The 25,344-nt window shown below is 74.1% G+C and carries 20 protein-coding genes; 17 read left to right on the top strand and 3 right to left on the bottom strand.

What is annotated here, in order from left to right; all coding sequences use genetic code 11:
- Nucleotides 1-8 precede the first annotated feature (8 nt).
- Genes NYF13_RS04105 through NYF13_RS04080 form a run of 6 tightly spaced genes read left to right on the top strand, consistent with a single transcriptional unit; the run spans nucleotide 9 to nucleotide 5,948 of the window.
- On the top strand, nucleotides 9-446 hold the full coding sequence (locus tag NYF13_RS04105) for a DUF1772 domain-containing protein (protein ID WP_315654251.1): 438 nt from the start codon (nucleotides 9-11) through the stop codon (nucleotides 444-446).
- A gap of 10 nt (nucleotides 447-456) precedes the next feature.
- Entirely contained in the window at nucleotides 457-1,176 is a 720-nt protein-coding gene (locus NYF13_RS04100; RefSeq protein WP_315654249.1) for an SDR family NAD(P)-dependent oxidoreductase, read from the top strand.
- A gap of 18 nt (nucleotides 1,177-1,194) precedes the next feature.
- Nucleotides 1,195-1,578 carry a SchA/CurD-like domain-containing protein gene (locus NYF13_RS04095; RefSeq protein WP_315654247.1) on the top strand — a complete coding sequence of 128 codons (384 nt, stop codon included), beginning with the start codon at nucleotides 1,195-1,197 and terminating at the stop codon, nucleotides 1,576-1,578.
- 5 nt (nucleotides 1,579-1,583) lie between these two features.
- The gene (locus tag NYF13_RS04090; protein ID WP_315654245.1) at nucleotides 1,584-2,453 is read left to right on the top strand and encodes an NAD(P)-dependent oxidoreductase; all 870 of its coding nucleotides are present in this window, start codon (nucleotides 1,584-1,586) and stop codon (nucleotides 2,451-2,453) included.
- Nucleotides 2,450-4,804, top strand: a complete 2,355-nt coding sequence (locus NYF13_RS04085; RefSeq protein ID WP_315654243.1) for a PEP/pyruvate-binding domain-containing protein — start codon at nucleotides 2,450-2,452, stop codon at nucleotides 4,802-4,804. The genes NYF13_RS04090 and NYF13_RS04085 overlap by 4 nt, the downstream gene beginning before the upstream one ends.
- A 31-nt stretch (nucleotides 4,805-4,835) precedes the next feature.
- Nucleotides 4,836-5,948 (top strand): nucleotide disphospho-sugar-binding domain-containing protein, encoded by a 1,113-nt coding sequence (locus tag NYF13_RS04080; RefSeq protein ID WP_315654242.1) that lies wholly within the window; start codon nucleotides 4,836-4,838, stop codon nucleotides 5,946-5,948.
- A gap of 156 nt (nucleotides 5,949-6,104) precedes the next feature.
- Here NYF13_RS04080 and NYF13_RS04075 read toward each other — a convergent pair whose 3' ends face one another.
- Nucleotides 6,105-7,961, bottom strand: a complete 1,857-nt coding sequence (locus NYF13_RS04075; RefSeq protein WP_315654241.1) for a BTAD domain-containing putative transcriptional regulator — start codon at nucleotides 7,959-7,961, stop codon at nucleotides 6,105-6,107.
- A 489-nt stretch (nucleotides 7,962-8,450) separates the two neighbouring features.
- On the bottom strand, nucleotides 8,451-9,758 hold the full coding sequence (gene rfbH / locus NYF13_RS04070) for a lipopolysaccharide biosynthesis protein RfbH (RefSeq protein ID WP_315654240.1): 1,308 nt from the start codon (nucleotides 9,756-9,758) through the stop codon (nucleotides 8,451-8,453).
- A 203-nt stretch (nucleotides 9,759-9,961) separates the two neighbouring features.
- On the opposite strand from rfbH, the gene NYF13_RS04065 reads away from it, so the two are divergent.
- From NYF13_RS04065 to NYF13_RS04045, 5 genes are all read left to right on the top strand, one after another.
- Entirely contained in the window at nucleotides 9,962-11,137 is a 1,176-nt protein-coding gene (locus NYF13_RS04065) for a nucleotide disphospho-sugar-binding domain-containing protein (protein ID WP_315654239.1), read from the top strand.
- Between the two features lie 75 nt (nucleotides 11,138-11,212).
- Nucleotides 11,213-12,391: a nucleotide disphospho-sugar-binding domain-containing protein gene (locus NYF13_RS04060; RefSeq protein WP_315654238.1), complete on the top strand. Its 1,179-nt coding sequence runs from the start codon at nucleotides 11,213-11,215 to the stop codon at nucleotides 12,389-12,391.
- Nucleotides 12,392-12,401: 10 nt separating this feature from the next.
- Nucleotides 12,402-13,232: a methyltransferase domain-containing protein gene (locus tag NYF13_RS04055; RefSeq protein WP_315654237.1), complete on the top strand. Its 831-nt coding sequence runs from the start codon at nucleotides 12,402-12,404 to the stop codon at nucleotides 13,230-13,232.
- Nucleotides 13,233-13,288: 56 nt separating this feature from the next.
- Nucleotides 13,289-14,209 carry an ABC transporter ATP-binding protein gene (locus tag NYF13_RS04050; RefSeq protein ID WP_315654236.1) on the top strand — a complete coding sequence of 307 codons (921 nt, stop codon included), beginning with the start codon at nucleotides 13,289-13,291 and terminating at the stop codon, nucleotides 14,207-14,209.
- Nucleotides 14,206-15,015, top strand: a complete 810-nt coding sequence (locus NYF13_RS04045; RefSeq protein ID WP_315654235.1) for an ABC transporter permease — start codon at nucleotides 14,206-14,208, stop codon at nucleotides 15,013-15,015. The genes NYF13_RS04050 and NYF13_RS04045 overlap by 4 nt, the downstream gene beginning before the upstream one ends.
- Nucleotides 15,016-15,086: 71 nt before the next feature.
- Here the strand turns inward: NYF13_RS04045 and NYF13_RS04040 are convergent, their stop codons facing one another.
- The gene (locus NYF13_RS04040) at nucleotides 15,087-16,220 is read right to left on the bottom strand and encodes a glycosyltransferase (protein ID WP_315654234.1); all 1,134 of its coding nucleotides are present in this window, start codon (nucleotides 16,218-16,220) and stop codon (nucleotides 15,087-15,089) included.
- A 191-nt stretch (nucleotides 16,221-16,411) separates the two neighbouring features.
- On the opposite strand from NYF13_RS04040, the gene NYF13_RS04035 reads away from it, so the two are divergent.
- From NYF13_RS04035 to NYF13_RS04010, 6 genes are read left to right on the top strand one after another with little or no spacing between them, the layout of a single operon-like run.
- A complete protein-coding gene (locus NYF13_RS04035; protein WP_315654233.1) occupies nucleotides 16,412-17,566 on the top strand; it encodes a nucleotide disphospho-sugar-binding domain-containing protein in 1,155 nt (384 codons plus the stop codon).
- 43 nt (nucleotides 17,567-17,609) lie between these two features.
- On the top strand, nucleotides 17,610-18,728 hold the full coding sequence (locus NYF13_RS04030) for a glycosyltransferase (protein WP_315654232.1): 1,119 nt from the start codon (nucleotides 17,610-17,612) through the stop codon (nucleotides 18,726-18,728).
- A 1-nt stretch (nucleotide 18,729) separates the two neighbouring features.
- Nucleotides 18,730-19,923: a nucleotide disphospho-sugar-binding domain-containing protein gene (locus tag NYF13_RS04025; protein WP_315654231.1), complete on the top strand. Its 1,194-nt coding sequence runs from the start codon at nucleotides 18,730-18,732 to the stop codon at nucleotides 19,921-19,923.
- The gene (locus NYF13_RS04020) at nucleotides 19,923-21,107 is read left to right on the top strand and encodes a nucleotide disphospho-sugar-binding domain-containing protein (protein WP_315657192.1); all 1,185 of its coding nucleotides are present in this window, start codon (nucleotides 19,923-19,925) and stop codon (nucleotides 21,105-21,107) included. The genes NYF13_RS04025 and NYF13_RS04020 overlap by 1 nt, the downstream gene beginning before the upstream one ends.
- Nucleotides 21,108-21,143: 36 nt before the next feature.
- Complete coding sequence (locus NYF13_RS04015; RefSeq protein ID WP_315654230.1) at nucleotides 21,144-24,215, top strand: AMP-binding protein; 3,072 nt, start codon at nucleotides 21,144-21,146, stop codon at nucleotides 24,213-24,215.
- Nucleotides 24,212-25,342 carry a class I SAM-dependent methyltransferase gene (locus NYF13_RS04010; RefSeq protein WP_315654228.1) on the top strand — a complete coding sequence of 377 codons (1,131 nt, stop codon included), beginning with the start codon at nucleotides 24,212-24,214 and terminating at the stop codon, nucleotides 25,340-25,342. Before NYF13_RS04015 ends, NYF13_RS04010 begins: the two co-directional genes overlap by 4 nt.
- The last annotated feature ends 2 nt before the right edge of the window (nucleotides 25,343-25,344 follow it).

Raw genomic sequence — 25,344 nt, 5'->3', positions numbered from 1 at the left:
AGTCCATCGTGGTCGCCGTACTCGACGTGCTCGTGCTGGCGGGCAGCGGGATCGCGGCCGGCGTGCTGTTCTGCGTGGCGCTCAGCGTGGTGCCCGCGTTCCTGGGCATGGAGCCCGCGCAGTACGTGGCGGCCCACCGGCTGATCGGGAAGAACTACGACCCGGTGATGCCGCTGACCGTGCTGGGGACCGTGGTGGCCGACGCCGCGCTGGCGGTCCTCCGTTCGTCCGTCCTCTTCGGACTCGCGGCGGGGCTGCTGTTGGGCGTGTCCGCGGTTTCACACCTGGCCAACGTGCCGATCAACCGGCTGGTCAAGTCACTCGACACCATTCCGTCCACCTGGGACGACCCGCGCCCGCGGTGGCGCAACTGGAACCTGCTGCGGACCGGTCTCGCGATCGCCGCGCTGCTGGTCAACGCGGTCGCCGTGGTCGCGGCCGGATAGGAGGCACATCGTGGAGCTGGGATTCAAGGGCAAGCGGGCGCTGGTCACCGGGGGCACCCGCGGGATCGGCCGGGCGGTCGCCCTCGGGCTGGCGTCGGCCGGCGCGACCGTGGTCGCGGTGAACCGGGAGGACAACGAAGACGCGGAATCGCTGCGGAAGGAGCTGTCCGGCCTCGGCGGCACCGTGGCGCACGCGGACGTGACCGTCGCGGCCGACGTGGCGCGCCTCGCCGAGACCTGCCGGACGGAGCTGGGCGGGCTCGACGTGCTGGTGAACAACGCGGGGGTGCACGGGCACACCCCGCTGGCCGAGCTGGACCTGGCCGAGTGGACCCGGCTGATCGACACCGACCTGACGTCGATGTTCCTGGTCACCCAGGCGTGCGTCCCGCTGCTGGCCGAAGGCGCGAGCGTGGTCAACGTGGGTGCTTCGGCGGCGTTCCGCGGGATGGCGGGCACGGCGCACTACACCGCGGCGAAGGCGGGCGTGGTCGGCCTGACCCGGTCGCTGTGCAAGGAGTTCGGGGGGATCAGGGTCAACACGATCGCCCCGGGCGTGATCGACACCGGTGACGAGCTCCCGCCGCCGGTCGCCGAGCGGGTCAAGCGGATGACCGCGCTGGGCCGGCTGGGCACCCCGGAAGAGGTGGCCGGCGCGGTGCTGTTCCTCGCCGGCGACCTGTCGACCTACGTCACCGGCGCACTGCTCGCCGTCGACGGCGGAATGTGAACCCAGGAGGTTTTTGCCATGCCCTACGCAGCCATCACCTACGACGTCAAACCCGGCTTCGAGGACGAGATCGCCGAGGTCTTCGCGAACTTCAAGCGGGCGGACTCGCCGATCGTGCGGGACGAGAGCGGCGCCGAAGTCGGCCGGCTCCTCGGCACCGCCGTGTTCATCCGCGACGCGCAACTGGTCCGGTTCATCCACTACGAAGGCGACTTCTCGCAGATCGGCCGGCACATGGCCCGTCAGGAGGGGGTGCACTTGATCGAGGAGGCGCTGAAGCCCTACCTCGCTTCGGAGCGCAACACCCGGACCGCCGACGGCTTCCGGCAGCACTTCGCCCAGAGCGTCATGCGGTGCATCTCGCAGATCTCCGTGCCGCCCGCCGCGTTCGCCGCGAGCTGAGGCCGGTGGAGACCAAGACGATCGCCGTTCTCGGCCTCGGCGTGATGGGCTCGGGCCTGGCGACGAGCCTGCTCGGCCACGGGTACCGGGTGCTGGTGCACAACCGCACCGCCGGGAAGGCGGCACCGCTGCTCGAGCGGGGCGCCGAACTCGCCGCCTCGGCCGAGGCCGCGGTGGCCGGCGCCGACCGCGTGCTGCTGAGCCTGGCCGACGAGCCGGCGGTGGACGCGGTGCTGGCCGCGGCCGGGCCCGCGCTCCGGGCCGGGCTGGTCATCGTGGACACGTCGACGGTTTCGGCGGAGTACTCCCGGGCGCTGACCGCCCGGCTCGCGAGCGCGGGCGTCACCCGGATCGAGGCGTGCGTGCTGGGCAACCCGGCGCAGGCCGCGTCCGGGCAGCTGCGGGTGCTCGCCGCCGGGGCCCGGCCGGCGGTCGAGTCGGCCGGCGACGTGCTGGCGGCGATCGGCCGGGAGGTGTCCTACCTCGGCCCGGTCGGCAACGCGGCCACCACGAAGCTGGTGTTCAACCTCCTGCTGGGCGGCCAGGTCGCGGCGCTGGCCGAGGCCGTGAACTACGGCGTGGCGGCGGGACTCGACCGCGACCGGTTGCTGACGGCGATCGGCGCCAGCGGCTTCAGCTCGAAGGTGCTGTCGTTCCGGGCGGACCTCATGCGGTCGCGCCGGTACGAGCCGGCCGCGTTCCGGTCGGCGCTGATGGCGAAGGACCTGAGGCTGGGCACCGGGGCGGCGGCCGAAGCGGGGGTCGCGACGCCGGTGCTGACGGCGGCCGCGCGGGCCTACCAGGCCGTGGTCGAGGCCGGTGCGGGCGACGCCGACGCGGCGGTCCTCATCGACACCCCGGGAGGCCCCGCGTGACGCTCACCCAGCCCGCACTCGTCCGGTCGCTGGACGAGCCGGGCCTCGAGGTGGCCGAGGCCGGGCGCAAGGCCGCCCGGCTGGCCGAGCTGCGCCAAGCCGGGTTCCCGGTGCCGCCGGGGCTGGTGCTCACCGTCGCCGCGTTCGAAGCGGGGGAGCTCTCGGCCGGCGTGCTGGCCGCGCTGCGGTTCGTGGCGGACCACTTCGGTGCCGTCGCGCTGGCGGTGCGGTCTTCCGGTGTCGCCGAGGACGGCGACGAGCGCTCCCACGCCGGTCAGTACGAGACCGTGCTCGGGGTGTCCGGTTTCGACGCCCTGGTCGAGGCCGTGCGCACCTGCTGGCGCTCGGCCGACGGGGCCCGGCTGCGCGAATACCGCGGTGGCGCGGACCGGCCGGGGCTGGCCGTGTTGGTCCAGCCCCTGGTCCCGGCCGTCGCCGCCGGGGTGGCGTTCAGCGCCGACCCGGTCACCGGTGCGCGTGACACGGTCCGCGTCGACGCGGTGCCGGGGCTCGGCGATGAGCTGGTCTCCGGCCGCGTCGCGCCGGACGAGTGGGCGGTGGGCGACGCGCCCGTCCTGGTCCGCGGTCCGCACCGGGTGCTGAGCGCGGAGCAGGCCGCCCGCGTGGCCGAGCTGGCGCGGCGGGTGGCGGCGGAAGCCGGTTCGCCGCAGGACATCGAATGGGCGTGGACCGGCGAAGTCGTCCTGCTGCAGGCGCGCCCGATCACGGCCCTGCCCGCCGCCGGCCCGGCGCCGGTGCCGGTGGAGTTCGAGGTGCCGCCGGGGTTCTGGCTCCGCGGCGGTTACACGCTCAAGCCGCTGTCGCCGATGAACACCTCGACCCTGATCCGGGCGGTCAACCGGACCAGCTCGAACCTGTTCACCTACGCGTTCGGCGAGCGGGTCGAGGTGCTGAACCTCGGCGGCTGGTCCTACGTGCGGATCGTGCCGCTGGCCTCGGTGGCGGAGGTGCGCGCGCGGGCCCGGAAGGTGGTCGAGGCCGCCCGGGCCGACCGGCCCGGCGAGATCGTCGACCGCTGGTACGCCGAATGGCTCCCGGGCCTGCGCGCCGCCGTGGCCGAAGTCCGGGCGGTGGCGCTCGGCGCGCTGTCCGGTCCGGAGCTGGTCGCGGAGCTGGACCGGCGGGTCGAGCTGGCCCACGAGGCGCAGCGGCTGCACTTCCTCGTCGGCGGGGTGTCCAGCATGGTCTGGGGCGAGCTGGGCGTCGTCTGCCGGGACCGGCTCGGCTGGGACGCCGCCGGGATCCTGCCGATGCTGACCGGGCTCCCGGGCAAGGCGGCCGAACCCGCGCGTGAGCTGGCCCGCCTGGCCCGCCTCGCCGCGCGCGACCCCGGCGTGCTCCGCGAGCCGGCCGGCGACTTCGCCGAAGCGTTCGAGACCTACCTCGTCGAGTACGGCCAGCGCTGCCTCGGCGCGGACCTCGCCGAGCCGTCGCTGGCGGAGCAGCCCCGGCTGGTGCTGAGCCTGATCTCGGACCAGCTCGACGCAGGCACCGACCCGGCGGCCGCGTCGGTGGCAGCGGTCGCCGAGCGCGAGGAGACCGTCGCGAAAGCCCGCGCGAAGCTGTCCGGAGCGGATCTCGCCCGGTTCGACCGCGCGCTGGTCCGTGCGCAGCGGGCGTTCCCGTTGCGCGACGACACCGGTTTCGAGGCGCACGTCGCCTGGGCGCAGGTCCGGTACGCTCTCCGGGAACTGGCCGCCCGCCTGGTTTCGAGCGGGTGGCTGACCGCGGTCGACGACGTCTTCCTGCTCACCTTGGACGAGGCGCGGGCCGCCTTCACCGACGGCGCGGCGCAGCACGAGCTGGTGCGGCTGCGCGCGGGACAGCAGGCGTGGTCGCAGGCCCACCTCGGCCCGCTGACCTACGGCGAGCACCAGGCCGGACCCGACCGCGAGCCGGTGCTGGCCGAGCTCAGCCCGGCCGACCGCGGCGTGCTGGAGCCGATGCTGTGGATCGACTCGGTGTCCGAGCTGGGCGCCGGGCACCGGGCGTCGGCGGGGGACCGGCTGCTGCGCGGCACGGCGGCGTCGGCGGGCCGGTACACCGGCGTCGTGCGCGTGGTGATCAGCGAACGCGAGTTCGCGAAGCTGCGCCCCGGCGACGTGCTGGTCTGCCCGGAGACCACCCCCCAGTGGTCGGTGCTCTTCGGCGGCATCGGCGCGCTGGTCACCGACACCGGCGGGCTGCTCTCGCACCCGTCGATCCTCGCGCGCGAGCACGGCATCCCGGCGGTGGTGGCCACCGGCAACGCGACCGAGGTCCTGCACGACGGCCAGCTCGTCACCGTGGACGGGACGACCGGCGCGGTCGAAGTCCTCGACGCGTCGTGACCGGCCCGCCCTTCCTGTCTCCGGAGTGGACATGCGAATACTGGTGAGCAGTTATCCCGCCGTCTCCCACCTCTACCCGATGGTGCCGCTGGCCTGGGCGCTGCGGACCGCCGGGCACGAGGTCCGGGTGGCGGCGGCGCCGTCGTTCGCGACCGCCGCGGGCCGGACCGGGCTCCCGGTGCTGCCCCGGGGCGAGGACGTCGACGCAACGGTGGCCTGGGCGGGGTTCGACCCCCGCGCCGGCGACCGCACCGCCCGGACCATGCGGATGTTCCGGCTGACCGCGCAGGGCCGGGCCGCCGCGCTGGTGGCGCTCGCCCGTGACTGGGCGGACGTCGTCCTGTTCGATCCGCGGGAGTACGCGGGCCCGGTCGCGGCCGCGGTGGCGGGCATCCCGTCGGCGCGGGTGCTCTACGGGGTCGACCACACCTACGCCGAGCGCGCGGCGGAGTGGCCGTTGCTGGCCCCGCTGTGGGACGAGTGGGGTCTCGGCGAGCCGGACCCGGTGGGCACGGTGACCATCGACCCCTGCCCGGCGGCCCTGCAGCTCGAGACCCCGGCGGCGTCGTGGCCGCTGCGGACCATCCCCTACAACGGCTCGGCCCTGCTCCCCGCCCTCGCGGGCCCGTCCGGCCGGGCCCGGGTGGGCCTGACCTGGGGCGCCTCGTTCGGCGGCACCGCGGGCCACCTGGACCCGGTCCGGGTGGCGCTGGCGGGTCTCGGGCGGGTCGAGGTGGAGGTGGTCGTCGCGGTCGCGCGCGGCCAGCGGGAGCTGCTGGGTGAGCTGCCCGCCGGCGTCCGGGTGCTGGAATCGGTGCCGCTGCACACGATCCTGCCCGGGTGCGCGCTGGTGGTGCACCAGGGCGGCGCGGGCACGACCCTCACCGCGGCGGCCTGCGGGGTGCCGCAGGTGGTGGTCCCGTTCAAGGGGGACCAGCTGACCCACGCGGGCCGGGTGGCGGCGGCGGGTGCGGGCGTTCTGCTCCCGGCGGCGGAGCTGACCCCGGAGGCGGTCGCCTCGGCGGCGCTCGAGGTGCTCGGCGACGCGGGTTACGCCCGGCGGGCGGCGGGTGTCGCGGCGGAGAACCGCGCACGTCCGGCTCCGGTGGAACTGGTGCGGCGGCTGGAATCCCTGACGCGGTGAGCCCGGGTGGCCGCCCGGGAGGCGGCCCCCAGTGGATCAGGATCCGGCGTAAATGCCGGAGCGGGATTTGCGTTGCCGCAGCGGGAATCCTCGAAGCACCGGGCCCGGCCGAGCGGCCCGTCGAGGACCGCCCGGCCGGGCCCGGGTGACCGCGGTTCAGCCGGGGACGGCGAGCCCCGCCTCCGCTTCTCGTGGGATGGGGGCGACCATCTGCAGCAGGCCCGACGGCCGCTCGGCCCGGTCGAAGAAGTCCATGAACAGCGGCGGCAGGCAGTAGTGGAACTCCGGACCGTCGGCCGGCCCGCGAACCCGCAGCATGTTCGCGGCCACCAGCCGGTCGAGGGCGTCCTCGGCCTCGCGTTCGCTCACCTCGACCACCGCGACCGCGTTCTTCGCGGTGAAGCAGTCCAATCCGGACTCGCACAGCCGGGCCAGGACCAGCCGGTCCCGCGGTTCGAGGGCGGCCAGGTCCTCGCGGAACGGGCCGTCCAGGTCGACGCCCGCGGCCTGCAGCTCCGGGCGGAGACCGTCGTGGTCGGTGACGCGGGCCGCCAGCTTGGTCACCGGCCAGTGGCGGTTGACCGACAGGCGCTCGCCCAGTGCGCGCAGGGCCACCGGGAGGCCGCCGCAGCGGTGGACCACCGCGGCCACCGTGCCGCGCTCGTGCAGGATGTTGCGGGAAGTGACCACTTTGGACATGAGCGTGACCCCGTCCTCGGTGGACATCGGCTCCAGCCGCATCGGCACCACCCCCGGCAGCGAGCCGGTGAGCCGGCGGCCGGTGGCCAGCACCACCCAGTGACCACCGGGCAGCAGGGGCCGGACCTGCGCGGCCGACGAGACGCCGTCGAGCAGGATCAGCCCGCAGCCGCCGGCGGTCCTGGTGCGGAAGAGCTTGGCCCGCTCGGCCTCGCCCTCGGGCAGGTCCGCCGCGCGCACGCCCAGGTCGGTGAGGAACCCGCCGAGCACCTCGGCCGGCTCGGTGAACCGGTCGAACTCGGCGAACAGCTGGCCGTCCGGGAACCGGGACCGCGCCGCGTGCGCGGCCCGCACCGCGAGCACCGTCTTGCCCACCCCGGTCATCCCGGTCACCGCGAACGTCCGTCCGGCCGCCCCCTCGGGGGTGAGGAGCCGGTCCAGCTCGGCCAGCTCGGCGGTCCGGCCGGTGAAGTCCGACAGGTCGGCGGGCAACTGCGCCTGGACGAGGTTCGGCCCCGGGGCCGCCGCGGCCCCCGCGCGCACCGCCGGGGCCACCCGGCGCAGCGAGGGGGAGTCCGACAGGACGTTCTGGTGCAGCCGCTGCAGGGTCGGCGACGGGTCGATGCCCAGCTCGTCGTCGAGGCAGCGCCGGACCTCGTGGTAGACCTGCAGCGCCTGCGACCGCCGGTCGCAGCGGTACAGCGCGAGCATCAGCTTCGCGTACAGGTCCTCGTGCAGCGGGTACTTCGCGATCAGCCCGCGCAGTTCGCCGACCAGCTCGTGGTGCCGCCCGATCTGCAGGTCGGCCTCGACCCGCATGGCCAGCGCCTGCAGCAGGGCCTCGTTGAGCTTCGCGGCGTGCGCGTCGAGCAGCGGTCCACGTTGGACATCGCACAGGGCGTCACCCCGCCACAGCGCGGTCGCCCGGTGGAGCAGTTGCGAGGCGCGGAGCGGGTCGGCCGTCTCCAGCGCGTGCTTGGCGTCGCCGGCGATCTGGTCGAACTCGTCGGAGTCGACGCTGCCCGGGGCGATCCGGGCCAGGTAGCCGAGCGGCTTGGTGACGAGCACGCCGTCGTGGCTGTTGCCCGCGGCGCAGAACAGCTTGCGCAGTTGGTAGATGTAGGTCTGCAACGTGGTCAGCGCGCTCGCCGGCGGGTTCTCCGGCCAGATCTCCTCGATCAGCGAGGTCACCGGCACCAGGCCGCCGTGGCAGAGGACGAGCAGCGCCAGGACGCTGCGCTGCTTCGGCGCGGTCGGTGTGAGCACGCGGTCTTCATGGGTCACCTCGAAGGTGCCCAGGGTATTGAATCTCATGACTTCCCCCAGCGGTAGGCATAAGAACGGGCGAACCGCGGATGGTGAATGGACTGTCGCGCGCGACGGCGAAATAGCCGATCTACATCCCCAGTTTGGCGCAAAAGGCGGCACCCACCCCAGATATCGTGCTCTTGCACCGTGGGGTTGACACTATTCCGCACTTGTGGCGGTGTCAAGATTTCCCGAGGAGGCCCAAGCGGTGGTCGGGGGGCGTCCGATGATCGGCGCCGGGTCCCGGGGCAGCCCGGTGAGCAGCGACGAAAGGCTCCTGGCGGGTTCGCGCGCATTCAACCTCGATCACCGATAGATCCGATTTATCCGAATATCGGCCGGGTGGTGAGTGGCGAAGGGAAATGCACTGGGAGTGTTCAGGTGAGGCCATTGCTGCGAATATCAATTCTATCTTAAGTTTTCTCTCCGTGGTGAAAAACGAAAAGCGCCTCTCGGAACACCGCGGTGTTCCGAGAGGCGCCGGGGGTGGTGCGATCAGTGCGTGGCGACGAACTCCTTGAGCGTGCCGATGACGAACTCGATCATTTCCGGGGTGATGCCCGGGTACACGCCGATCCAGAACGTCTGCTCGGCGGCGACGTCGCTGTTGGTCAGCTCGCCGGAGATGCGGTGGGGCCGGTCGAGGTAGGCCGGGTGCCGGGTGAGGTTGCCGGCGAACAGCCGCCGCGTCCGGATCGCGTGGCCCTCCAGGTGGGCGATGACCTGGCCGGCGGTGAAGCCCGCGTCGGGCCGCACCGTGATCACGAACCCGAACCAGCTCGGGTCGCTGCCCGGGGTCGGCTCGGGCAGCAGGAAACCGGGCAGGCCGTCCAGGCCGTCTCGCAACTGCCGCCAGTTCTGCTTCCTCGCCTCGACGAAGGCGGGCAGCTTCGCCAGCTGGCTCAGCCCCAGCGCGGCCTGCAGGTCCGTGCTCTTGAGGTTGTACCCGAGCTGGGAGAACACGTACTTGTGGTCGTAACCGGGGGGCAGCGTGCCCAGGGAGAAGCCGAACCGCTTGAGGCAGCGGTCGTCCTCGCCGGGCTCGCACCAGCAGTCGCGGCCCCAGTCGCGCAGGGACCTGGCCAGCCGGGCCAGTTTCAGGTCCGAGGTCAGCAGGCAGCCGCCCTCGCCCATGGTCAGGTGGTGCGCCGGGTAGAAGGACACGGTGGCGAACTGGCCGAACGTCCCGGTCGGCCGCCCGGCGTAGGTCGAGCCGACGGCGTCGCAGTTGTCCTCGATCAGGTAGCAGTCGTGGCGCTCGGCGAGCTCGGCGATCTCCGCGACCGGGAAGGGGTTGCCGAGGGTGTGCGCGATCATGATCGCCCGGGTGCGCGGCGAGAACGCGGCCTCGACCCGTTCGGCCGTCGTGTTGTAGGTGCCCAGCTCGATGTCGACGAACACCGGCACCAGGCCGTGTTGCAGGATCGGGTTCACCGTGGTCGGGAACCCGGCCGCGACGGTGATCACCTCGTCCCCGGGCCGGAGCCGGGCGTCGCCGAGCTGGGGGGCGCACAGCGCGCTGATCGCCAGCAGGTTCGCCGAGGAGCCCGAGTTGGTCAGCAGCGCCTTGCGCCGCTGGAGGGTCCGGGCGAACGACGACTCGAACTTCGCCGCGAGGCCGCCGGAGGCGATCCGGAGGTCCAGCGCCGCCGCCACCAGGGCCACCCGGTCCTCGGCGTCCAGCACCGCGCCCGAGGACAGGATCGGCGTCTCGCCGGGGACGAACTTCGCCGGCCCGGGGAGCTGTTCGTCGTGGTAGCCGCGGACCTGCTCCAGCAGGAGCGATCTCGCTGAGTCGACCATTTCGTATCCCCTGCGCTCGAGAGCGGGTTGTCGAGAAGCGGCCGAAGTGTCTCGGTGGCGCCTATAGACCCGCTCGACCCCGGCTCGCGGGGGGTGGCTGGACGGCGAATCCAGTGCGGCCCGACGGCGGCTTGGTCCGGTGTGGTCATGATCGATCGCTTCCGCGGGCCAGGACGCCGCGGACGTGACCTGCGGGAGGAAGCGTGAGCACTGGCGGCCGGCGGCCGAAGCCGCTGCGCGTGCTGTTCGTCATGTGGGGCTGGCGCTCCCACCTGCATCCGGTCGCCCCGCTCGCGTGGGCGCTGCGCGGAGCCGGGCACGAGGTCAGAGTGCTCGGGCAGCCCGGGCTCGGACCGGCGATCACCGAGCTCGGGCTGACCGCGGTCGCGGCCGGCCCCGACCTCGACGTGCTGCCCGAGTTCCGGAAGTTCGTCCTGCCCGTCGAGGGCCGGCCCGCGCCGCGGCCACCGGCCGACGGGGTGCCGCGGGCGCTGAAGCTGTTCGCCCGGCTGGCCGGCGAGATGGCCGCCGACGCCGTCCGGTTCGCCCAGTCCTGGCGGCCCGACCTGGTGGTCGCCGAACCGACGGCGTTCGCCGGACCGCTGGTGGCGGCCGCGCTCGGGATCCCGTCGGTCCGCCACCTCTACGGGCCCGACCTGGTGGCGGGCGCCGCCCGCTTCCTGCCCGCCCTCCTGGAGCCGATCGGGGGACGGCTCGGGGTCGGTCCGGTCGACCCGCTCGGCGGCACCACGATCGACCCGACCCCGTCGTGCCTGCACGCGCCGGGCAGCCTGCCCCGGCGGCTGGTGCGCTACCTGCCGTGCTCGGGTCCGGAGCGGGCCGAGGTGATCCTGGGCCCGGCCCCGCGGCCCCGGGTCTGCGTCACCTGGGGACACACGATGGAACTGCTCGGCCCGCAGTACTTCCTCGCGGGCGAGACCGCCCGCGCGGTGGCCGAACTGGACGTCAACGTCGTGCTGGCGATCTCGGCGCGGCAGCGCGCGCTGCTCGGCACGCTGCCGCCCAACGTGTCGGTGTTCGTCGACCCGCCGCTCGACCAGGTCCTCGCGCACTGCGACGTGCTGGTGTCCCAGGGCGGCGCCGGCAGCGTGCTCACCGGGCTCGCCGCCGGGCTGCCCCAGGTCGCCATCGGGCAGCTACCGGACCACCTGGCGATCGCGCGGCGGCTCGAGGCCGCGGGGGCGGGCCGGGCGCTGGCGGCGGCGGAGTTCAGCCCGGCCGCGGTCGCCGGTGCGGTGTTCGACGTGGTGCAGCGGGACGGTTTCGCCGCGGTGGCCCGCCGGGCCCGGCTGGAGAACGAAGACCGGCCGGCCCCGGCCGACCTCGTGGGATCGCTGCGGTTGCTCGCCGGGAGGTGACCGATCCTCCAGCAGTGCCCCAGGCCCGGCTGTCAGGTTCAGCCCCATCCGGCGTCTCAGAAAGGAAGTACGCGAATGCGCGTGCTGTTCTCCGCGTGGGCGTGGCCCCCGCACTACTACCCGATGGTTCCGCTGGCCTGGGCGCTGCGCAACGCGGGGCACGAGATCCGGGTGGCCGGTCCGCCCGCGCTCGCCGAGGCGATCACCATGTCCGGACAGCCCGCCGTCGAAGTCGGTGAGGACTGCGACTTCAGCCAGCTGACCCGCGACACGATGCACCTCGACCGGGACGCGCCGGCGACGGTGGAGCTGTGGAAGCAGCTGCGCAAGCCCAAGGGCGAACGCGCGCTGCGGATGTTCGCCGACATCGCCGAGACCATGGTCGACGGACTGGTCGAGTTCGCCCGCGCCTGGCAGCCGGACCTCGTCGTGCACGGCCCGACCACCTACGCCGGCCCGATCGCCGCCGCCGCGGTCGGGGTGCCGAACGTGCGGGTGCTGATGGCGCCGGACATCGCCCACCGCGGCCGGGACATCGAGCCGGTGCTCCTGCGCCCGCTGGCCGAGCGCTTCGGCGTCACCGAGTTCAGTCCACAAGGGACGCTCACGGTCGACCCGTGCCCGCCGAGCATCCAGCTCCCGACCGACTACCCCAAGCAGCTCATGCGCTACATCGCCTACAACGGTCCGGCCGAGGTGCCGCCGTGGCTGCTGGAGCCGCCGTCCCGGCGCCGGGTCTGCATCACCTGGGGCACCACCCTGGCCAAGGTGAACCCGAACCTGGTGCTGGCCGGGCAGATGCTGGAGGCGGTCGCCGGGATCGACGCCGAGGTCGTCGTCACCGTCGCGCCCTCGCACCGCGAACACCTCGGCCCGATCCCCGAGGGCATCCGGGTGGTCGACGCGCTGCCGCTGCACCTGCTGCTGCCGACCTGCGAACTGATGATCCACCAGGGCGGCAACGGCACCACGATGACCGGGGTCGTCAACGGCGTCCCGCAGCTCATCGTGCCGCAGTTCCCCGACCAGGCGTTCGTGGCCAACCAGCTGGCGCCGACCGGGGCGGCCGCGGTGCTGCTGCCCGAGGACGCCGGTCCCGACACCGTCCGCGGGCTGGTCACCGACCTGCTCGAGAACCCCCAGTGGCGCGCCGACGCCCGGCGGCTGGCCGACGAGGCCAACGCCCAGCCCGCGCCGACCGAGATCGTGCCGGTGCTGGAACGTCTGGCCGCACGCGAGCCCGCCCCCGTCTGAGAGGTGCACCATGCTGGCACGCAAGGATCTTCCCGCCGAGTTCGAGACCTGGAACGAGAAGTGGGGCGCGCCCTACGGACACCGGTCCGCGCGGCGGCTCGCCGAGGGCAAGCGGCCGATGCAGCGGCCGCTGGAGGCGCTGGCCGATCCGGCGAACCCGGACTACGGCCCGTTCGCCTTCCAGTACGCGAGCGGCACGCGGGTGCACGAGTACCCGTGGGCGTTCGCCGTCGCGGAGTTCGCCCCGGGCCTGCGGGTGCTCGACGTCGGCAGCGGGCTGAGCGGCCTGCAGTTCGTCGCCGCGCTCGAAGGCTGCTCGGTGGTCAACGTCGACCCGTCGGCCCGCGAGGACTACAACGTCTGGACCGACCCGGGCTACCTGCCGCTGTCGCCGCGCGAGCACCAGCTGCTCAACACCACCTTCGGGACCGACGTGGAGCTGGTCGCGGACCGGCTGCAGGACGCGGACCTCGAGCCGGAGTCGTTCGACCGGGTGCTGTGCCTGTCCGTCCTGGAGCACGTGGACCTCGCCGAGGGGGCCGACATCGTGCGGGCGAGCACGCGGCTGCTGAAGCCGGGCGGCAAGCTGGTCCTGACGGTGGACGCCTTCCTCGACCTCCGGCCGTTCGGCGTGCTGGAGAAGAACATGTGGGGCATCAACCAGGACGTCGGCGCGCTGATCGAGGCGAGCGGGCTGGAGCTGGCGGCCGGCGACCCGCGGGAACTGCTCGGCACCCCGGAGTTCGACTTCGAGCACGTGGTGAAGTCGCTGCCGGAGGTGCTGGTCTCCGGGATGTACCCGGTGATGAGCCAGTCCCTCGTGCTGCGCAAGCCCGTGTGATGGCGGGACTGCGAACCCCCGCCCGGCCCGTCGTGGCCGGGCGGACGGAGTCCGTCGTGACGGCGACCGGGCTGCGGAAGGTCTACCCGGCGAAACGGGGCCCGGTCGAGGCGGTTGCCGGGATCGACCTCGACGTCCGCGCCGGGGAGTTCTTCGGTCTGCTCGGCCCGAACGGCGCCGGGAAGTCGACCACGATCGGCATGCTGACGACGCTGGTGCGGCCCACCTCCGGCCGCGTGCGCATCGCCGGTTTCGACACCGCGCGCGAGCCGGTCCAGGTGCGCCGGCGGATCAGCCTGGTGAGCCAGACCAACTCCGTCGACCGGGAGCTGACCGTCGAGGAGAACCTGCGCTACCGGGCCCGGTACTGGGGCGGCACCCGTGCGGCGGCGCGGCGGCGCGCGGACGAGCTGCTGGAGCAGTTCGGCCTCGGCGACCGCCGGGGCGCGCTGTTCTACCAGCTCTCCGGCGGGCAGCTGCGCCGGATGATGATCGCGCGGGCGCTGGTGCAGCGTCCGGAGATCCTGTTCCTCGACGAACCCACCGCGGGCATCGATCCGCACAGCCGGGTCAACGTCTGGGACGTGCTCGGCGAGCTGCACGCCTCGGGCCAGACCATCGTGCTCACCACGCACAACATCGAGGAGGCCGAGCGGTTCTGCCGCCGGGCGGCGATCATCGACGGCGGGCGGGTGCTCGTGTGCGACGAGGTGTCGGCGCTGATCGCTTCCGCGGGCGGGGTTTCGGTGGTGACGGCGACCTACGACGGGCCGGTGGCCGAAATCGACTTCGGCCCGCTGCCGGTGGTGCGGGACGACGCCTCGGTGCGGGTGTCCACCGCGGCGACCGACGGGCTGATCGCGGAACTGGTCTCCCTGGGCGCCGCGGCGGGCCGCCGGCTGCTGGACGTGAGCACGGCCCGGCCCAGCCTGGAAAGCGCGTTCCTCACCCTGACCGGAAGGGCGTACCGGGCATGACCACGTTCAGGACGCCGGCGGTGTCCCCGGCCCGGGTGTTCCTCGCCTTCCTCGCGCGGGACGTCCACGTCGTGTTCCGCAAGCAGCTCGGTGGGCTGCTCGGGCGGGTGCTGGTGCAGCCGCTGCTGACGGTGTTCGTGTTCTCCTACGTGCTGCCCTCGATCTCCGGGGGGATCGGCGGGACCTCGGGCACCGTGCTGGCCCCGGGCATCCTCGCCAACTCGATGCTGTTCGCCGGGTTGCTCGGCGTGACCGTGCCGCTGATCACCGAGCTCTCCTACCCCAAGTCCATCCAGGACCGGCTGCTCACCCCGGTCCCGGTGTGGGCGGTGGGGGTGGAGCGGGTCGTCAGCGGCGCGGTGCAGTCGCTGTTCGCGGCGGTGCTGGTGCTGCCGATCGTGACGTTCCTGCACGCGCCGGGCCGGGCCCCGGACCTGTCCTACGCGCACTGGCCGCTGCTGGTGCTGATGCTGCTGCTCGGCTCGGTGTTCTCCGCCGCCCTCGGCCTGCTGCTCGGCTCGGTGGTGGAAGCCGCCCAGGTGAACGTGCTGTTCAGCATCATCATGATCCCGCTGATGATGCTCGGCTGCGTGTACTACCCGTGGGCGGCGCTGGGCTCGGTGCGCTGGTTGCAGATCGCGGTCCTGGCCAACCCGGTGGTGTACCTGAGCGAGGCGCTGCGGGCGGCGCTGACCCCGGACGTGCCGCACCTGTCGGCCTGGGTGGTGCTGGTGGTGCTCCTGGGCGGCACGGCCGGTGTGGGCTGGTTCGGGCTGCGGGCGTTCCAGCGGGCGGTGGTGGGCTGAGCCGGCCCCGTGCGACCGCAGGGCACCTTCCCCCGGAACCGGGCGGAAGGTGCCCTGCGACGCCGGGTGCTTCAGGCCGCCAGGGCGACGAGCCCTTCGACGACCTCGGCCGGGCTGGGCTGGGCGCGGCTCTCCCGCGCCAGCGCGGCCGCGGCCTCGCGGTAGGCGACGTCGCCGAGGATCGTGGCCGCTGCGGTCCGGATCGCGTCGGGGTCCGCCTCGCCGAGCTCCAGCTTGGTCCCCGCCCCGGCCGCCGCCACCAGGGTCGAGATGAGCCGCTGGTCCGGTAGCTGCGGGATCATCAGCTGGGGTGTCCCGCAGGACACCGCGGTCAGCGCGGTGCTCGGACCGGCCTGCGAGATCAGCAGGTCGCAGCTGGGCAGCAGGGTGTGCAGCGGGATCCGCTCGACGATCCGGACGTTGTCCGGCACCCGGCCGAGCGCGGCCAGGTCGTCCCCGGCCACCGTGGCCACCACCTCGACCGGCAGGGCCGCCGCCGCGTGGACGAGCCGGTCGACGACGCATTCGTAGAACGCGAGCTGGGAGCTGGTCGTGCCGTAGGTGACGCAGATCCGCGGCCGGGTCCGCGGCCGGGCCGCCCACGCGGGCAGCACGGTCGCGCCGTTGAACGGGACGTACCGCATGGGACGGCGGGGGAAGTCGCCGGGCACCTGCAGGGCGGGCGGGCAGTGGTCCACCGTCACCGCGCCCGAAACATCCACTGTGGACAGTCCGAGGCCGGCCGCGGTCGCCGAGAGCGCGGCGGGTTCGAAGGACCGGACGTAGGAGAGGATGTCCACGCCCCACAGGTGGCGCACGGCGGGGATGCCCAGCGCGGCCGCGACCAGGGCCGCGGCGTAGGTGCTTTCCTCGAACACCACCAGATCCGGTCGCCAGGACCGCATCAGCGCCCGCAGCGGGCCGGCCATCTTCCCGGCGATCCCGGCGTAGGCGGACACCGTGCGGGACTCCCGGCCCGAGCCGCGCACCCGGGGGTCCACCGCCAGCAGGCCCGCCACCACCGGTTCGATCTCCTCGTCCCGCCCGACGGCCACCGCGGGCAGCCCGGAAGCCCGGATGACCGGCCCGAGGGACGGCTGGCTCGCGATCCGGACGTCGTGGCCCGCGGCGCGGAAAGCCCAACCCAGGGTCACCATGGGCTGGTAGTGCGTCGGCCACGCCCACGTGCAGAACAGAATGCGCATGCCCGCAGGGTCCCTTCCCCGCCTCGGGAACGGCTCGAACCCGCTTCCGGCCCACCGATCCTGGACCCGGACTCCACCCGGTCTCGCGACGGTGACCGGACTACTGGGTCGATCGCCGCCGATCCGGCCGCGGCCACGGCCACGTCGGCCGGGTCGTGGCCGGATCGGGGACGGGGCGGAGGTGAACCGGCGTGCGGGTGCTGCTGGTCTCGTGGGCTTGGCCGTCGCACGTGCGGCCGCTGGTCCCGATCGGGTGGGCCTTCCGCGCGGCGGGCCACGACGTCCGGTTCGCCACGCAGCCCCGGCTGGCCGGCGCGGTGCTCGGCGCGGGGCTGCCCGCGGTGTCGGTGGGCGGCCGCGCTGACCACACCGCGCTGGTGGCCCACGCCACGCGCCCGATCCGGCCGGGTCCCGGTCCGGCCCCGGCCCGCGGCAACGGGAAGCGGCTCGGCCTGTCGGTCGCGCTCGCCGAGGACATGGCCGGCGACCTCGAAGCGCTCTGCCGCGGCTGGGCCCCCGACCTGGTGCTCTACGAACCGACGACCTACGCCGCGCCCTTGGTGGCCACCAAACTCGGCCTGCCCCACGTGCGGGTGCTGTGGGGGATCGACTTCCACTCCCCGGCCCGGGCCTTCGAAGGCGTGGCCTTCGCCGAGCTGTGCCGGCAGCTCGGGATCGACGGCTTCGACTCGGCCGGCACGCTGACCGTGGACCCGTGCCCGCCGTCGTTGCAGGTCGACGTGCCCGGCCGGGTGCTGCGCACGAGGTACGTGCCCTACAACGGGACCGGCGCCGTGCCGGACTGGCTGTGGACCGAGCCGCGGCGGCCCCGGGTGCTGCTCACCTGGGGTGTCTCGCCCCGGTTCAAGGGGCCGGGGGAATGGGCGGCCGGGGCCGGGCGGATGCGGGAGCTCGTCGCCGCGATCGCCCGGCCGGACCTCGACCTCGTGGTCGCGGTGCCGGGCGCCCTGCGGCTCGGCGAGGACCGGCCCGCCGGGGTCCGCGTGGTCGAGAACCTGCCGCTGCACCTGGTGCTCCCGGGCTGCGCGGCGATGATCTCCCGTGGGGGCGCCGGAACCATGATGACCGGGGTGAGCGCCGGGGTCCCGCAGGTCGTGGTGCCCGAGTACTTCTCGGACGTCGTGCCGGCCGAACGGCTGGCCGCCACCGGCGCGGGCGTGCTCGTCGCCGACGACGAACCGGAGCCGGTACGGGCCGCGCTGGACCTGCTCCTCGCCGACGAGGCGGCCGCCGCGGCCGCCCGGCGGCTGCGGTCCGAAGTGGCCGCGCAGGCTTCGCTCGACGAGACGGTCGGCGAGCTGCTTTCGCTGGCGGGCAGCCGGTGACCCCGTGACCCACCCGAGGGCCGTGGCCGGCCGAGGAGACCGCATGCGCTTGCTGTTCGTGTCGTGGGCCTGGCCCTCGCACCTGTTCCCGATGGTCCCGACGGCGTGGGGGCTCCGGCTCGCCGGGCACGAGGTGGTGCTCGCCTGCCCGCCGTCGCTGGCGCCGGTGGCCGGCCGCACGGGGCTGCCGGTGGCCCGGGTCGGCACCGACGTCGACCTCACGCCGCGGATGAAGTCCTTCATGGACGGTGCCCGGCCCCGCCGTGAGCGGCGGACGCCGCTCGACCTGTTCGTCCCGGTCGCCGACGCGATGGCCGGCGACCTGCTCCGGTTCGCCCGCGACTGGCGCCCGGACGTCATCGTGCACGACCCGACGACCTACGCCGCCCCCGCCGTCGCCGCCGCGCTCGGGGTGCCTTCGGTGCGGCACCTGTGGGGGATCGACTTCACCTACCCGCTGCGGGTGTTCGAGGAGGCGGCCTTCACCGAGCTCTACGACCGCCTCGGCGCCGGCGCGTGCGTGGTCAGCGGGTCCACTCCGACGCTCGACCCGTGCCCGCCGGGCCTGCAACTGCCGGTGGACTACACCCCGGTGCGGACGGCTTACCGGCCCTACAACGGCACCGGGGTCTGCGAACGCGGGCTCCGCGGCCGCGGCGACGCCCCCCGGCTGTGCGTGACCTGGGGGACGACCAGCGGGAAGTTCGGCGCGGCCGGTTCGCTGCCCGAGCTCGTCTTCGCCGCCGCCGCCGACCTCGGGCTCGACCTCGTGTTCGCGACCTCGGGGGCCGAGGCGTTCGGCCCGCGGTACCCGCCGAACTGGCAGACCGTGGTGATGCAGCCGCTCAACCTGGTGCTGCCGGACTGCGACCTGGTGGTCCACCCGGGGGGTTCGGGCAGCGCCCTGACCACCGTGCTCGCCGGACTGCCGCAGGTGTGCCTGCCGCTCATCCCGGACCAGGAGACGAACGCGGCCCAGCTGGTCCGGGCGGGCGCGGGGGCGCGGGTCGGCGCGGCCGGCGCGAGCACCGGGCAGATCCGGGACGCGCTCACCGAGCTCCTGGACGACCCGTCGTTCGCCGCCGCCGCGGCCGCGCTGCGCGAGCAGTCGCGCGCGCTGCCCGACCCCGGCGCCGGGCTGCTCGCCGCGGTGGGGGGCTGACGTGCGCGTCCTGCTGACGTCGTGGGCCTGGCCCACGCACTACTTCTGGCTCACGCCGATCGCCTGGTCCCTGCGGGCCGCCGGGCACGAAGTGCTCGTCGCGGTGCCGCCCGGCGCGGTGCCCGGGGTGACCCGGGGCGGGCTGCCGGCCGTGGCGGTCGGCGCCGACTTCGACGTGCTGCCGATCATCGAGAAGTACTACTGGGCCTCGCCGCTGGCCGAGCAGGCCGCGGCGGGCGAGCTGACCGACTGGGCGGCCGCGCGCGCCGCGGGCGAGCAGCCGCTGGCGGTCTACGCGCTCATCGCGAAGGTCATGCAGGACGACCTGGTCGCGCTCGTCCGCCGGTGGAAACCCGACCTCCTGGTGTTCGACGCGGTCACCTACGCCGGTCCGCTCGCCGCGGCCGCGGCCGGGGTGCCCGCGGTGCGCCAGATCTGGGGGGCCGACTACAGCTCGTACCTCACCGGGTTCGCGCCGCGGGCGCTGGCCGGGCACCGGGCCGCACTCGGCCTCGGCGAGGTCGACGTGCTCGGGGTGGCGACGCTGGACCCGTGCCCACCGAGCGTGCAGCGCCGCGACGAAGTGCACCGGGTCTTCGCCCGCCACCTGCCCTACAACGGTTCCGGCGTGGTGCCGCGCTGGGTGCTCGAACCCAAGCGCCGCAAGCGGATCTGCGTCACCTGGGGCACGATCGCGCACGTGCTCGGCGAGCGCGCGTTCGGGGTGGACCGGGTGCTGGGCGCCTTCGCCGGGGTCGACGCCGAGGTCGTCTGCGCGGTGTCACCCCGGGACCGAGCGCGGCTCGGCGCGCTCCCGGCGAACGTCCGGGTGGCCGAGAACCTGCCGCTGCACCTGCTGCTGCCCCGCTGCGACCTGATCGTCTCCCAGGGGGGCGCCGGTGCGGTCGCGTCGGCCGTCACGGCGGGGGTGCCGCAGGTGTGCGTGCCGCACTTCGGCGAGCACGTGCTCAACAGCCGGGCGATCGCCGACGCCGGCGCGGGAGAGCTGGTCCCGCTCGACGCCGCGACCGCGGAGTCCGTCCGGGCCGCCGTCGAACGGGTGCTCGGTTCGGCTTCGCACGAACGGGCCGCGGCGGGACTGGCCGGGGAAGCCGCCGCCCAGCCGTCCCTGTCCGAAGTGGTCACCAGACTGCCGGAACTGGCCGGGGTGAAGGGGAGCGACCTGTGCGAGTGATGTTCACCTTGTGGAACTGGACCACCCACCTCTACCCGATGGTGCCGCTGGCGTGGTCGTTGCGCGCGGCGGGGCACGAGGTGGTCGTGGCGACCCAGCCGGGGCTGGTGCCCGAAGTGCGGCGCACCGGGCTGCCCGTGGTGGCGGTCGGCGCCGACGTCGAAACCGCCGCGATGATGGGGCAGTACGTGCAGCGCGCGCGGCGGCACGACGCCCAGCTCGTGGAATGGGCGCAGCTGCGCCGGTTCGGTCCGCGCAACTGCTGGCTCGGGGTCGCGGCGGCCGAGGCGATGACCGGCGGGCTCCACGACTTCGCCCGCGCCTGGCGGCCGGACCTGGTGGTGTTCGAGGCGACGACGTACGCCGGGCCGATCGTGGCACGCCTGCTCGGTGTGCCCGCCCTCCGGCACACCTGGGGGATCGACTACGCCTGCCTCACCCGCGAGTTCGAGGACGAAGCACTGGCGGAGCTGTGCGCCCGGTGGGACCTGCCGGGGGTGGAGCCGCTGGGCGCGGCCACCGTCGACCCGTGCCCGCCGAGCGTGCAGGTAACGGCGGGCGGGCCGGTCCCCGGGGTGCCCGAGGTGCACCGGCTGCCGATGCGGTACGTGCCCTACAACGGTCCCGGGAAGCTGCCCGGCTGGCTGACCGAACCGCGGCGCGGCCCGCGGATCTGCGTCACCTGGGGCGTGTCGAACGGCCGGTTCGACCAGGAGCTCGTGGTCACCGGCCGGGTCGTCGAAGCCCTCGCCGGGCTCGGGGCCGAGGTGCTGGCCGCGGTGCCGGCGGCCGAAGGGGACCGGATCAAGGCGGTCGCGCCGAACGTGCGGGTGGTGCGGGGACTGCCGTTCCACGCGCTGCTGCCGACCTGCGACGCGGTGGTCTCCCAGGGCGGCCTCGGCACGCTCCTGACGGCGGTCGCCGCCGGGGTGCCCCAGGTCGTCGTGCCCCAGCGCGCGGACCTGATCCTCAACGCCCGTCAGCTCGCCGCGGCCGGTGCGGCCGATTTCGTCCTCCCCGGCGACGGTTTCGAGGAGCTCCTGACCGGGAGAGTGGCCGCCGTCCTGGCCGGTTCCCTGGACGAGGGCACCCGGAAGCTCTCGGCCGAACTGCACGAGCTGCCCACCCCGAACCAGATCGCCGCCCGGCTGGTGCTGCGCGAAGCGACGTCGACCGCCGCTTGAGGCCGGGGGCCGAGGATGGCCGCCAAGGAGGAACTGATGACCACAGAGACGCTGTCCGTGCTGCACGGTCCCCGGGAGCAGTACCCCGGCGGCGCGCGCATCGAAGAGCTGGTCGCGCGGACCGCCGAGCGCTGCGGTGAAGCGGTGGCGCTGCGGTGGGCCGGAACCGAAGTGACCTACGCCGAGCTCGTCGCGGATGCCGCGGAGGCGGCCTCGGCGCTGGCGGCGGCCGGGGTCGGCCCGGGGGACATCGTGGCGGTCCGGGCCCCCCGCACCCCGCGCCTGGTCGCGGTGCTGCTCGGCGTGCTGCGCACCGGTGCCGCCTACGCCTGCGCGCCCCCGGACTGGCCGCTGGACCGGGTGCGGCAGCTGATCGAGCGGACCGGGGCGAAGCTGCTGCTGAGCCACGAGCCGTTCGCCGGTGTGTCCACACTGGACATAAATGCCCGGCCGGGCGGGGCACCGGTGCCCGCGCACGGACTCGACGGCGCGACGCCGTTCTGCGTGTTCCTGACCTCGGGCAGCACCGGAGTGCCGAAGGCCGCGCTCGCGCCGCACAGCGGGATCGCCCGCACCGCCCTCGACCGGCGGCACGGGCACGACGGCCGGATCGTCTCGCTCCAGCAGGCGAACCCGGCGTGGGACGTGTTCGCGTTCGAGCTCTGGGTGCCGTTGATCAAGGGCGGCACCGTCGTGCTCCACGACAGCGGCCACCTGAGCGGCCCGCAGGTGCGCGCGCGGATCGGCGAGGGCGTGACGCTCATCGCGATGGCGTCGACGCTGTTCAACGCGCTGGTGGACGACGACGTCGAGTGCTTCGCCGGCGCGCGGGTGCTGTTCGTCGGCGGCGAGCGGGCTTCGGCCGCGCACGTGAAGCGGTGCCTGCGCGCGCATCCCGGTCTGCGGGTGGTCAACGCCTACGGGCCGGTGGAGAATACGGTGAGCACCACCGCGTGGTCCACCGCGGACCCGGACTTCGGCGACCAGGTTCCGATCGGCACCCCGTCGGTGAACACCTCGGTGTACCTGCTCGACGAGGACCGCCGGATCGTCCCGGCCGGGCAGACCGGCGAGATCGTGACGGTCGGCGACGGCGTGTGCTTCGGGTACGTCGGCGACGAAGCCGAGACGGCGAAGCGGTTCGCCACGCTGGCCTTGGACGGGGTGCCCCGCCGCGCGTACTTCACCGGCGACCTGGCGCGGCTCGACGAAGCGGGCCAACTGGTGTTCGTCGGCCGTCGCGACCGGCAGCTCAAGGTCCGCGGGGTCCGGATCGAAGCCGAGGAGGTCGAGCGGATCATCGAGGCGGCACCCGGGGTCTCCGCGGGCGTGGTGGTGGCGCTGCCGTTCGACGGAGCGGTGAAGACCAGCCTGGCCGCGTTCTACCTCGGCGAAGGCGTGCCGCCCGAGCTGGTGCGCAAGGCCGTCGCCGCGGTCCTGCCCGCCGGCTTCGTCCCCGACGTCGTCCTCGCCGTGGCGGAGTTCCCCCGGCTGCCCAACGGCAAGCTCGACCAGCGAGCGCTCGCCGAAGCGGCGGGTGCGGGCGCCGTGCCGTCCGTGCCCTCCGCCGAAGACGGCGAGGGCCTCGAAGCCACCCTGCGGGAGGTCGCCTCCGAGGTGCTCGGCTACCGGGTGGGCGTCGACGACGACATCTTCGGCCGGGGCGCCACCTCGCTCACCGCGATCCGCATCTCCACGCGGATCGGCGCGCGGTTCGGCCGGCTGGTCGCGGTGCCCGGCATCCTCGCCGCGCGCACCCCGCGGGCCATCGCCGCGGCCGTGGCCACGGCGCCGGACCTGGAGCCCGGGGCGGCCGGCCACCACGACCCCGGACCGGAGACCGCGTACGAGCCGGGTCACGTCCCGTTCACCGTCGCCGAGTTCTGGCACGCCCAGAAGCAGGCCGGCCACCTCGAGGAAGCCGTCGTGCCGGTGATCTACCGGGTGCGCGGCGCCGTCGACCGGGACGCGCTCGCCCGCGCGCTCGACCACGTCGTCGCCCGGCACGAGGTGCTGCGGGCCCGGTTCGCCGAGGGCGGCCGGACGCCGAAGGTGCGGATCCACCCGGCCGCCGACTTGGCCGGGCTGTTGACCGACCGCCCGGCGGCCACGACGGCGGACGCGGTCCGCGACGCGTGTGCCTGGGTGATGCGCCCGTTCGACCTGGGGGCCGACTTCCCCATCCGGGCCGCGTACTACCCGGTGTCCGCGACCGAATCGGTGCTCGCCGTGGGGATCCACCACATCTCGTTCGACGGCTGGTCCGGACAGGTCTTCGCCGCGGACCTGGTCCGCGCCTACGACGCCTTCCGCGCCGGGCGGCCGGGCCTGGCGCAGTGGCCGGCCAGCTACTACCGGGTTTCGGCCGAGCAGTGGGAGCAGTACCGCGACCGGTACCCGGTCGCGGTCTACACCAAGCAGACGGCCATGGCCGACGCGCCGCAACTGCGCTTCCCGCTGCCCGGCCCCCGGCCGTGGGGCGGACCGGCGGCCGAGGTCGGCCTCGACATCGACGAGGTGCTGCTGCCGGCGGTCGGCCGGGCCGCCGCCGCGGTCGGCGGCACCGTGATGGCCCTCTTCTACGCGGCCTACGTGCTGCTCCTGCGGGAGCTGACCGGCGAGCCGTCACCGGCGGTCGCGCTGCCGACCACCGGGCGGTTCACCGAGGAGGCCGGCGACGTCATCGGGTGCCTCGCGAGCATGGTGCCGATGCGCCCGCCCGCCGGGATCGACGACCCGGCCGAGCTGGCCGCGGCGGCCGCGCGGCAGTTGCAGGAGGTGATGCGGCCCCCGCTGGTGCCGCTGGCCGCGGTGATGCCGGCGATTCCCGAGGGCCACCAGCGGCATCCGCTGTTGCAGGCCTACCTGCTGCAGGAGGAGATGCCCCCGGCGGCGGTGCGGTTCGGCGACGCGCGGGCCGAACTGGTCCGCGTGCCGCCGCGCAACGCGCTGCCGGAGATCACCTTGGAACTGTGGCCGCACCCGGCCGTCGGCGGGGTGCTGCGGTACCGGACCGACGCGATCGGCGAGGAGCGGGCCCGCGGCCTCGCCACCCGGCTCATCGAGCACGTGACGCAGGTCGTGCGTGCACTGGAGGGACAACTGTGACCCCTGACATCGAATCCCTGGTCCGGGCCGCGAGCGGCCGTCCGGAGGAGATCCGCGCGGCGCTGGACGAGCTCGGTCTCGCCCGGGTCGCCGAGCTCGCGGTGGCCGAGTGGGAGCTGCGGCTCGACCCGCCCGCGAACCCGTTCGAAATCCACATCGGACTGTCCATCTCGGACGGACCGGAGGTTTCCGAACACACGTGGGTGCTGCGGGCCGGCGAGCCGGTGCGCGTGCGGCCGGGACGGCACCCCGGCCGCGACGTCCGGCTGCGCTACGAGGCCGAGGAGCTGGTCGCCGAGCTGTGGGGTCCTTCGCGCGGGCGCTCGTCGCCCGCCCGCGCCTACGAACTGGCGACCGCGCTGGACACCCACTTCCCGCCCCGCGAGCGCCAGCCCTCCATCGCCGCCGCTTCGGCCACCCTCACCGCGGCGCTCTCGGCGCGGGCGCCGGACCTGGGGGCACTGGCCGTCCGGTACGGCTCGGACAAGTGGGGCCAGACGCACTGGTTCACCCAGCACTACGAGCGGCACTTCGCGCCGCTGCGCGAGGAACCGCTGCGGCTGCTGGAAATCGGGGTCGGCGGCTACGACGACGAGGCGTCCGGGGGTGGTTCGCTGAAGATGTGGCGCCGCTACTTCCCGCGGGCCTCGGTGTTCGGCCTCGACTACTTCGACAAGTCCCGGTTCTCCGGACCGCGGCTGACCGTGGTGCGCGGGGACCAGAACGACCCGGCCCAGCTCGACGCGCTGGCCAAGGAACACGGCCCGTTCGACATCGTGATCGACGACGGGAGCCACATCAACGAGCACGTGCTCACCTCGTTCCGGGCGTTGTTCCCGCACGTGCGCACCGGGGGCTTCTACGTGATCGAGGACCTGTGGACCTCGTACCTGCCCGGGTACGGCGGGGACGACCGCGACTTCGGGACGTCCACGACGATGCTCGGGCTGCTGAAGACGCTGCTGGACGACCTGCACCACCAGGAGCGCGACGGGGCCGGCGAACCGTCGGCCACCGAAGCGGGGCTGGTCGGCCTGCACGTCTACCACAACATCGCGTTCCTCGAAAAGGGCCGGAACGCCGAAGGGGGCATCCCGCGGTGGATGCCGCGCGCCCCGCACTGGTGACC

It is taken from the genome of Amycolatopsis sp. PS_44_ISF1 (genome assembly GCF_032335455.1).
In the GTDB taxonomy this organism is placed as follows: Bacteria; Actinomycetota; Actinomycetes; order Mycobacteriales; family Pseudonocardiaceae; genus Amycolatopsis.
The sequence above is the reverse complement of the archived record's forward strand: the minus strand, read 5'-3'. Positions and strand labels throughout refer to the sequence as shown.